General features: G+C 64.7%; 9 protein-coding genes and 1 pseudogene. 5 read left to right on the forward strand and 5 right to left on the reverse strand.

What is annotated here, in order from left to right:
* Positions 1–253 (forward strand): tripartite tricarboxylate transporter substrate-binding protein (locus QE494_RS08450; RefSeq protein WP_300042487.1); only part of this gene is annotated, 253 nt, incomplete at its 5' end.
* Between the two features lie 56 nt (positions 254–309).
* Here the strand turns inward: QE494_RS08450 and QE494_RS08455 are convergent.
* The 3 genes from QE494_RS08455 to QE494_RS08465 are packed head-to-tail and all read right to left on the reverse strand — an operon-like array spanning position 310 to position 3,269.
* Positions 310–1,305 carry a tripartite tricarboxylate transporter substrate binding protein gene (locus tag QE494_RS08455; protein WP_300042488.1) on the reverse strand — a complete coding sequence of 332 codons (996 nt, stop codon included), beginning with the start codon at positions 1,303–1,305 and terminating at the stop codon, positions 310–312.
* The gene (locus QE494_RS08460; RefSeq protein ID WP_300042489.1) at positions 1,302–2,072 is read right to left on the reverse strand and encodes an aspartate/glutamate racemase family protein; all 771 of its coding nucleotides are present in this window, start codon (positions 2,070–2,072) and stop codon (positions 1,302–1,304) included. The genes QE494_RS08455 and QE494_RS08460 overlap by 4 nt, the downstream gene beginning before the upstream one ends.
* Positions 2,073–2,081: 9 nt before the next feature.
* Positions 2,082–3,269, reverse strand: coding sequence for an NAD(P)/FAD-dependent oxidoreductase (locus QE494_RS08465; RefSeq protein WP_300042490.1), 1,188 nt, complete (start codon positions 3,267–3,269; stop codon positions 2,082–2,084).
* A gap of 255 nt (positions 3,270–3,524) precedes the next feature.
* On the opposite strand from QE494_RS08465, the gene QE494_RS08470 reads away from it, so the two are divergent.
* On the forward strand, positions 3,525–4,316 hold the full coding sequence (locus QE494_RS08470) for a MipA/OmpV family protein (RefSeq protein WP_300042491.1): 792 nt from the start codon (positions 3,525–3,527) through the stop codon (positions 4,314–4,316).
* Between the two features lie 37 nt (positions 4,317–4,353).
* Here the strand turns inward: QE494_RS08470 and QE494_RS08475 are convergent, their stop codons facing one another.
* Together QE494_RS08475 and QE494_RS08480 are read right to left on the reverse strand one after the other, a co-directional pair.
* Positions 4,354–5,373 carry a hypothetical protein gene (locus QE494_RS08475; protein WP_300042492.1) on the reverse strand — a complete coding sequence of 340 codons (1,020 nt, stop codon included), beginning with the start codon at positions 5,371–5,373 and terminating at the stop codon, positions 4,354–4,356.
* Positions 5,370–6,155: an HpcH/HpaI aldolase/citrate lyase family protein gene (locus QE494_RS08480; RefSeq protein WP_300042493.1), complete on the reverse strand. Its 786-nt coding sequence runs from the start codon at positions 6,153–6,155 to the stop codon at positions 5,370–5,372. Before QE494_RS08480 ends, QE494_RS08475 begins: the two co-directional genes overlap by 4 nt.
* Before the next feature lie 222 nt (positions 6,156–6,377).
* Here QE494_RS08480 and QE494_RS08485 point away from each other — a divergent pair, with 222 nt between their 5' ends.
* The 3 genes and pseudogenes from QE494_RS08485 to QE494_RS08495 all read left to right on the forward strand — a co-directional run.
* The gene (locus QE494_RS08485; RefSeq protein WP_300042494.1) at positions 6,378–7,139 is read left to right on the forward strand and encodes an IclR family transcriptional regulator; all 762 of its coding nucleotides are present in this window, start codon (positions 6,378–6,380) and stop codon (positions 7,137–7,139) included.
* Between the two features lie 19 nt (positions 7,140–7,158).
* Positions 7,159–8,337 (forward strand): iron-containing alcohol dehydrogenase family protein, encoded by a 1,179-nt coding sequence (locus tag QE494_RS08490; RefSeq protein ID WP_300042495.1) that lies wholly within the window; start codon positions 7,159–7,161, stop codon positions 8,335–8,337.
* A pseudogene (locus QE494_RS08495) lies at positions 8,334–8,779 on the forward strand (methylmalonyl Co-A mutase-associated GTPase MeaB); the annotation flags it as partial. The gene QE494_RS08490 and the pseudogene QE494_RS08495, both read left to right, overlap by 4 nt.

Raw genomic sequence — 8,779 nt, forward strand, 5'->3', positions numbered from 1 at the left:
TGAGCAGGGAGTGAACGCCGAGTCCGCGGGCTGGTACGGCGTTCTTGCGCCGGCTGGAACGCCGGACGACATCGTCCAGAAACTGAGCAACACCCTCACCGCAGCGGTTGCCAACCCGGAGTTTCGCGAGAAGCTTTTGGCCCTGGCAGGTGACCCGCAAGGCCTGAACGCAGCCCAGTTCGGGCAGTTCATCCGGTCTGAGGTGCAGCGATTCGGCAACCTCATTCGGACCCACGACATTCAACTGCAGTAAGGCAGCCCAATACCCTGGTCAGCGCCCGGCGTTGACCAGGGTACTCCCAGGCCGCCTTATTCGACCGTGATCTTGCCGGCCCGAATCACCGGCCCCCAACGGCGGTTTTCGCCCTGGATGAAGTTGACAAAATCGGCACCCCCGAGCGGAGACGGGGTCATGCCGAGTTCGCTCAGGCGGGTTTGCATGTCAGGCGCGCTCACGATGGCCTGAACTTCCGTCTGCAGACGCTGGGCGATATCAGCGGGCATGCGTGCCGGCCCGGAAATACCGAACCAGGCACCGCCGATCACGCCGGGCACCACCTCGGGCAGGGCAGGCACATCCGGGAAGTTTTTCATCCGCGACTCGCCGCTCACCGACAAGAGCCGCATCTTTCCATTCCTCACATGGCCTGTTGCGGTCACCAGGCTCTCGAACATGCCGTCGAGCTGCCCACCCAGGAGGTCGTTGATCGCGGGTGCAGAACCCTTGTAGGGGACGTGGACCATATCGATGCCTGCCGCTTGCTTGAGCAATTCGCCGGTCAGATAGCCCGCGCTGCCCAGCCCGGCCGACGAATAGTTCATGCGGCCAGGTCGGGCCCGCGCCATGGCCACAAACTCGGCCATCGTTTTGGCGGGATGGTCGGTGCGCACCACAAAGCCGTTGGGGAAGGTGCCGAGCAACGAAAGATGGGTGAAGTCACGGATCGGGTCGTAGGGCATGCTGCTTCGCATCAGCGGCCCGGGCGCGATCGCGGGGTTGGAGGAGACCACCAGGGTGTAGCCGTCGGCGGGCGCCTTGGCTGCCGCGTCCGTGCCGAGCAAGGAACCGACGCCCGGGCGGTTTTCCACAACCACGGTGGTCTTGAGTGCATCGCCCAGGCGCTGGGCGACCATGCGGGCGATCACGTCGGTGGAGCCCCCCGGAGGAAAGGGCACGACCAGCTTGAGGGGGCGCGCGGGGAAGGCCTGGGCCAGCGCGGAGGTCAAGGCGCCGGGCATGGCGCCCGCCAGTGCAACTGAAAAGAGGCCTTGGGCAATGCGCCGACGGCTCACGGGATGGGTCATGGGGTCTGCTCCTTGGGTTGGGAGGCCTCGCGGAGGCCGAATCGCCGCAGGCCCTCCCGGGCCAGGGCGAGGTTGGAAGAAATGACGGGCACACCGAAATGGGCGCTGGCCCGATCGATCAGGGGAAGGCTGGGCATGCCAGTGCCGGAGAGCACCACCGCATCGGCCCGGCCAATATCCATCTGCTGTAGCGCGGCCCAGGCGTCGGCCGATTGCAGGCCGTAGATCTGCACCGTGTCGTCTGAGTGAATGTCGACACCGCCTTGGCGCACCACCTCAAACCCCTGCGCCCCCCAAAAACGCACCGCCGCATTCATGATGGGCGCGGGGTACGGTGACACCAGGGCAATGCGCTGGGCTCCCGCAGCGCGCAATTGGGCGGTCAGCGCCGCTGGCGCAGTGATGACCGGTGCGCCCAGCACGGACTCGGCCTCGGCAATCGCGCGGGCCTGGTCGGCCTCATCCAGCAGGTAGCTGGTGGCAGTACAGGCAAACAGAAAGGCGTCGATGCGCATGCCGGCAAACTGCTTGGCGTGCTGCGGCAGTTCGGTGAGGTAGGACTTGAGACGCGTCAGCGGATCAGGGCTGGGCGAGGTCAGGCGCAGGGTGACGTAGTCCACCTCCAGCGGCAGGAGCCGGCGCAACTCGGCCTCCACCGTCGGATTGGCCTGGGGCGTGCCCACGCCGAGCCGGCCGCTGCGGGCGTAGTCACGCGCAGAGGCCTGCGGGTTGGATGCAGGGGATGCGTGGCTGGCGGGCGTGTTCATGGCGCGGTCTCAGGTGACGGCAGCAGCCCGCGCCAGCCCGGAAATCATCGAGCTTTTGAGCAGGTGCTCGCGGTGGCTGACCGGATCGGCGATGAGGGCCTGCAAGCGCAGCATCTCGGCATCGCGCCACACCGGGTCGCGCTTTTGCATGCGGGTGCGGTTGGCGTGGGACTGAGCCAGAATTTCCTCCTCGGCTACCGGGCGGCGCTGACGCGTGTAGAGGTCGAACAGATCGTCCGAGGCGCCCTGCTTGACGACGGCAATCAACTTGTCGCTCAAATTGACCGCATCATGAATGCCGCCATTCATGCCCATGCCGCCCGAGGGGCTGGTCAGGTGGGCGGCGTCACCGGCGAACAGCACCCGACCCACACGGTAGTCGTCGATCAGGCGGCGGTGAATCCGGTAAGGGCGGATTTCAAGCACCTCATAGGGCACGTCGCGCCGCACGATGCGCTGCAGCTTGCGCTCCACGGCCTGGGGTTCGAGCGCCTGCTCGATCGATTCGTCCGGGTCGGAGTACAGCGAGCAGCGCCAGAGCTCCGGCAGCCGAAGCAGCGAGAAGGTGCCCTGCTCGCACCAGATGTAGTTGACGTTGGAAAGACCGGGCAGGTGGTCCTCAAAGCGAAAGGCGGTGGTGGCCAGGATGGTGGTCTCGGGGTAGGTCTCCCCGGTGAACGTCATGCCGGTGAGCTTGCGGCAAGGCGAGCGCGCACCATCGGCCGCAATCAGGTAACGGGCGTGGATCGTCTCCACCCCGGCAGCGGTTTGCACGGTGACCGTCACCCCGCTGCTGTCCTGGGTCAGGCCGGTGAGCTCGGCGCCGTAACGCACTTGCAGGTTGGCCTGGGCCTGGGCCTTGGCATCGGCCAGCCGGGTCAGCACCCGCTGTTCACATTGCAGACGATAGGGGTAGCGGGTGTCGCCCTCGAGCACCGAGAGGTCAAACATCGCCTTGTCGTGGGATTCGTGGCGGCGGATCTGCCAGGTGGGGGACACCAGGCCATGGGCGATCAGGTCTTGCGTGATGCCGAACTCGTCGAGCATCTCGAGCGTGGGCGGATGAAAGGTGGAGGCCCGAAAGTCATCGTTGACATGGGGAGCCTTGTCAATCACCAGGGTCTCGATACCCGCACGCGCCAAACGCAGCCCCGCCACCAGCCCGACGGGGCCGGCACCACAGATAAGAACAGCCACTTGAGTCAAAACAAACCCGAAAAGTCGTTGAGCCGGAGGGCCCTGCAGAGGCGGCGAGCCCCTCGGTCATCCGGCAGCGCAATGGTTCTGAAAATGACCACTGAACACCTTGCCCGGTTATATCACCGGGTCCGTGCTGCCCCGCAATCTCTGGCGGTCTCTTACCCCTTACCCCTTGGCAAGACAGGGGTAAGGGACCGCCCACAATGGAAGGGTATTTGCCTGCGCAAGTCCATCGCCTTCAAAATAGCCGCCATGCAAAAAGTCATCGCCACGATCACCTTCGCCTCCGCTCTCACGGGGGCCGGCCTCGCGCACGCGCAATCGGACTTTTACCGTCGTGTGCTTCCACCGAACGTGGCACAGGGTGGCACGGTCGCCATTGCCCTGGTGTCCGGCCGCGAGTACGCGGGGTCGGATGAATCGCGCACCCGCCTGCTGCCCGGCATCGAGTACCAATGGAGCAACGGCTTCTTTGCAGGCGCCATGAACGGCCTGGGCTACAACGCGTCCACCCGGCGCGACATGGCCTACGGCCTGCGCCTCACGGCGGACTTCGGCCGCAGCGAAAACCGTAGCCCGGCCCTGCAAGGGCTGGGCGATATCGAACCCCGGCCGACGGTGGGCGCTTTCCTCAATGTCAGCCCAGGGCGCGGGGTGAGGCTCAATTCTTCTTTCCGCTACGGCAGCGGCAACGATCGCCAAGGGCTGGTGGTCGATGTCGGTGCAGGTTGGGGCATTCCGCTGAGCCCGCAGCTCCTGCTGGGAACCAGCATCAGCACCTCGTGGGCCAATGCGGCTCACCAGCAAACGTATTTTGGTGTCGACGCCGCCCAAGCCAGCCGCAGCGCTTTGGCAAGCTACACGCCAGGCGCAGGGGCCAAGGACGTCCGGGTCGGCGCATCGCTCGTTTACCTGCTGACCCAAGAGTGGAGCGTCCTGGGGTCTGTGAGCTACACAGAGCTGCTGGGGAGCGCCCGCGTGAGCCCGATCGTGCGGCAAAAGGCCAGCACCTCAGGCACGCTCGGATTGGCCTACAGATTCTGAAAGAGCGCACCACGGGCCGCCCCTTCAGCGGGACCGGTCAAGGGTGGCGGGCGATGAAATCGAGCATCGAGTCCCAAAACGCTGCTCGGGCCGCGTCGGTCGCACCTAAAGAGGCGCCCAGCGTCTGACCGTTGCCCCAAGTGGCACGGGTGCGAACCAGCGGACCGAAGAACGCGCTGTGGGCCATGTCGTCGAAATAGCGGATCTCGATCCGCCCACCGCGCTTTTGCACTGACTCGGCCCAGTCCAGTGCATGGGGAATCCGCCTTCCAGGCGTACTCTGGTTGCAGTATCGCGCCGACCCCGGGGGCACGCCCGGGAACTGGATGTTGATTCGGCAGTCGTCACTCAAGGTCCAGCGATTGCCCTGCGGGTCTGAGTTGCCGAAGTCGTCGAGCTTGCCGAAAGCCAGCAGGACTGGCACGCGGATTTCATCGGGCAGGCCCAGACCGATCGGTGTCACACCTTCCGAAATCACCCCTTTGACATGGGCCGGATCGACCAGCCCTGCCAAATTGGCCACGACGGCTGCGCCATTGGAGATGCCAAACAAATAGATGCGGCTGGTGTCGATGTCGGTACGCGTCAGGGCCCACCGGTAGGCCGCCAGCGCGGTGCTGTAGATCATGCGCTGGCGCGCCTCATTGGTCACCGAGCGCGCCCAGAACAGCGAGGTTCGCCCGGTCAGACCCTGCATGGCATAGGCGTCAAAGACGAGGGTGGCCATGCCGTGTTGATGGAATGCCTCGTCTGACTTCAGAACGTCGCGGATCCCGCCGCCCCCGTGCACGCTGATCATGAGCGGGGGCTTGGCAGGACCCGGGGGAACCCTGAACTTGACGCTGGCCTCGCAGGGGTCAAAGCCCCCCACTTTGCCAGCCACTGTGAAAAAGCTGGGGCGCAGGGCCACCAGTTCCAACGCGCCGCGCTCCTGCGGCAAACAGCTCACCGCGGCTTGGGCGCAAGCCAGTGCAGGTGCGGCTGCGCCGATCAAGGCAACCAGCCAAGGACGCCAAATCGCTGCGCCAAACGCCCAAAAGTGACGGGTGGTTCTCATGAGGACCCCAGCTCCGCTCGAACCCCTCGCTGGAAGTCGTTCAGCTTGGCATACAAAAAGCCAACCTCACTGGCCAGCGCAAAGAAACTGCAGCCACGCTGCGCCCAAGCCCGGCACTCTGATGCGTCGTAATGCGCCAAGCCGCAGACCCGCCCTGCTCGGCGCGCCGAGTCGATGATGCGCTGGCTTGCTGCCTCCACCACCGGGTCGTCCGTTTGGCCGGGCTTGCCCAGTTCGGATGCAAGATCGGAGCGCCCCAGAAACACCACGTCCAGCCCTGGCTCGACGCCAACAATCTGGTCGATCTGTTCAAGCCCTGCCAGGCTCTCTATCTGTCCGATCAGCAAGACGTCGCGGTTGGATTGCCCCGCAAACTCAATAAAGCCACGGCGCCTGGAGCCGTAGCCTGCAGCGCGGGTCTGTGTGCAGGTGCCCCGGGTCCCCTCCGGGGCATAGCGCACGGCGGCAGCGGCCCGGCGCACATCGTCGGCGGTTTCCACAAAGGGCAGCACGATGCCGGCAGCACCGGTTTCAAGGGCGTGCGAGATCTCTTTCTCTTCGTTCCAAGCCACTCGAATCAGGGGGGCAATGCCTGCCAACTGCGCTGCGCGCACCATGTCTTCGACGAGCTCCCAGCTTTTGCGGCTGTGTTCCTGGTCGATGATGATGAAGTCCAGCCCGGAACGGCCCAAGACTTCAACCATGCCCGGGCTAGGCAGAAAGGCAAATGAACCCAACATCAGTTCGCCCGATCGGACGCGGTCTTTCAATGGTGAATTCATGGGTTCTCCTGGTCTGCACGCATGGGGGATGGCACATGCTGCGCGCGATCACCCCGGGGATTCGATCCGGGTAAACCCCTGAAGTCCTTGAATCTCATCACATATGCAAATAAACATTACACAAGTGTGGAGCCTGGCCGGCGGTGTGAATACATTGATCGGATCAAGTCACCGATCCTCTGACCCCAAGGAGTGATCGTATTTTTTGCGGAAGGAGGCAGGATGCCGCGTACCGTGAAGTCAGCCGTCCGTGTTCTGGAGGTGTTCGAGTATTTCGACCGCATCCAGCGCGAAGCCACGGTCGGCGAGGTGGCGCGCGAACTGTCCTACCCCGTCTCGAGTACCTCCATCTTGCTGGCCAACCTCTTCGAGCGCGGCTACCTGCGCCATGGCGCGGACCAGCGTTCCTACTTCCCGACGCCGCGCGTCACCCTGCTGGGCGCCTGGGTGGAGCCCCTGCTGAAGCCCCACACCGAAGTCATGCGGATGATGGCCGAACTGGGAGAGGCTACCGGCGAGACCATCATCTTGGCAGCCCCAGCGCGTGACCAGGCGCAGTACCTCCATGTGGTGCCCGCAACCACGACGATGCGCATGCACGTTGGCCCGGGTACGACACGGCCTCTGGTTGCCTCCGGGCTGGGTCGCATCCTGCTCTCGGCGATGCCGGACGAGCGTGTACGCCAACTGGTCATGCGGCACAACGACGGCCCAAGGATCGACGAAGAGGGCCGCATCAGCCTGGCCGCCTTGCGGCGCGAAATATCAGGTATTCGAGCCAAGGGTCATGCGGTTGTCCTGCGCGGTGTCACACCCGGGGCCGGACTGGTGGGCATGCTGTTGCCGATTCAATTGGCCGGCTTGCCGCTAGCCGTGGGCATCGGGGGCTGGGCACGCGAGATGCGCCAGCGGCAGGTGGAATATGTCAACCTGCTGCGCGGCGCAGTGACCCGCCACCTGAAATCCCTGCGCACCGTGGACTGAATCAAACGGACAAAGCGCCATGAACATTCCGCCCGGATTTCAACTCCAATTTAGCCGTACACGCCTGATCTGTCGGCCAGGAGGGGTCTCCAGCTTGCCCGAGGAATTGCAACAGATCGGCAGCAAGCGCTGGATGCTGGTGAGTGGCACCCGCTCGGCCAATGGCGACGCTGCAAAGGCAGTTCGCCAGGTCATGGGCTCTTCGGTGGTCGCCCATTGGACGGGCATCCCACAGCACTCTGGCGTTGACGTGATCAGCGCCATGGCCCAGCACGCGCGGACCAATGAAGTCGATGGCTTCTTAGCTGTGGGCGGCGGGAGCGCCTCCGACAGCGCCAAAGCAGCAGCCATCTTGCTGGCAGAAGGTGGCAGTTTGGCGGATCACGCCAACGTTTTTTACCCGCCGGATCGCTACGTCCAGCAAGTGCTGACCAAGCCCAAATTGCCCATCGTGGCTATTCCAACCACCTTGTCGGCAGCCGAGGTCACCCCGGGCCTTGGCATTCGCAATAACGACGGACACAAGCTCGTGTTCTGGGATCCGGGTGTTGTGCCGCGATTGATCGTGCTCGATGCTGCTGTGTGCACGGATGTGCCTGCGGACGTATTTGCCACCACCGGCATGAATGCCCTGGCGCATTCCATTGAGGGCATGTACTCCCGCGTTCGCAACCCGGCCTCAGAGGGATTGGCCTTGCAGTCGATCCGCTATTTGAGCAAGGCCTTGCCCCGGGTTGTGGATGACCCGGCAGACGTTGTTGCTCGGGAGCAGGCCCTGATCGGCGCCTATTTGAGCGGCCTCGTGATCAGCAATGCGCGGGTGGGCATCCATCACGGCCTCTGCCACGGCCTGGGCTCCATGGGCGGCTTGTCACACGGCATGGCCAATGCCATCTTCTTGCCTCACGCGATGCGGTTCAACCTGGAGGCGGCACAAGATCAACTGGCGATGGCAGCCACCGCGTTTGACACGGCAGCACATGCCCTGCCGGCCGCAGAGGCGGCGATCGCTGCGGTTGAATCCGTGTCGCGCTTGCAGCAACGCTTGGGCTTGCCATCCCGGCTGCGTGATTCAGGTCTGGACCGCGGCCTGCTGCCGCGCCTGGCACGGCACGCCATGTCGGACCGGGGACTCTATTTCAATCCTCGGCGGGCAAGCGAAGCCGAGGTGCTGGATTTGCTGGAGTCCGCCTGGTGAACACCCTCAGCACCACGCTCTTCGAGGATCTCCGGGCAGGCCGCCGGCGTGCGCTGTCGCGGGCGATCTCCTGGGTCGAGAGCAATGCGCCGCAAGCCAGCGCGCTGCTGGAAGAGGTCTACGCACAGGCGCCGCAGCCCTGGGTGATCGGCATTACGGGGGTCGGTGGCGCGGGAAAGAGTTCACTGGTCCCGCACCTGGCAAGACGCCTGGCCGCCGGCGGGGACGCGGTGGCTGTCCTGGCCGTGGATCCGACCAGCCCCATCACCGGCGGCGCCCTGCTGGGTGACCGCCTCCGTGACAGCAGCGGCCAGCAAGACCCGAATGTCTTCTTTCGAAGCGTGGCCACACGGGGCGGCCAAGGGGGTCTGGCCACCTGCGTGGCCGACCTGGTGCGCGTGACTGCCGCCGCCGGCTGCAAGACGGTCATCGTCGAGACGGT

This window comes from Ramlibacter sp. (assembly GCF_029866045.1).
Lineage (GTDB): Bacteria > Pseudomonadota > Gammaproteobacteria > Burkholderiales > Burkholderiaceae_C > Ramlibacter.

Excerpts from the sequence above, each read along its gene's own strand:
- QE494_RS08455 (WP_300042488.1), bottom strand. The coding sequence starts at position 1,305 with ATGACCCATCCCGTGAGCCGTCGGCGCATTGCCCAAGGCCTCTTTTCA.
- QE494_RS08460 (WP_300042489.1), bottom strand. The coding sequence starts at position 2,072 with ATGAACACGCCCGCCAGCCACGCATCCCCTGCATCCAACCCGCAGGCC.
- QE494_RS08470 (WP_300042491.1), top strand. The coding sequence starts at position 3,525 with ATGCAAAAAGTCATCGCCACGATCACCTTCGCCTCCGCTCTCACGGGG.
- QE494_RS08475 (WP_300042492.1), bottom strand. The coding sequence starts at position 5,373 with ATGAGAACCACCCGTCACTTTTGGGCGTTTGGCGCAGCGATTTGGCGT.
- QE494_RS08480 (WP_300042493.1), bottom strand. The coding sequence starts at position 6,155 with ATGAATTCACCATTGAAAGACCGCGTCCGATCGGGCGAACTGATGTTG.
- QE494_RS08485 (WP_300042494.1), top strand. The coding sequence starts at position 6,378 with ATGCCGCGTACCGTGAAGTCAGCCGTCCGTGTTCTGGAGGTGTTCGAG.
- QE494_RS08490 (WP_300042495.1), top strand. The coding sequence starts at position 7,159 with ATGAACATTCCGCCCGGATTTCAACTCCAATTTAGCCGTACACGCCTG.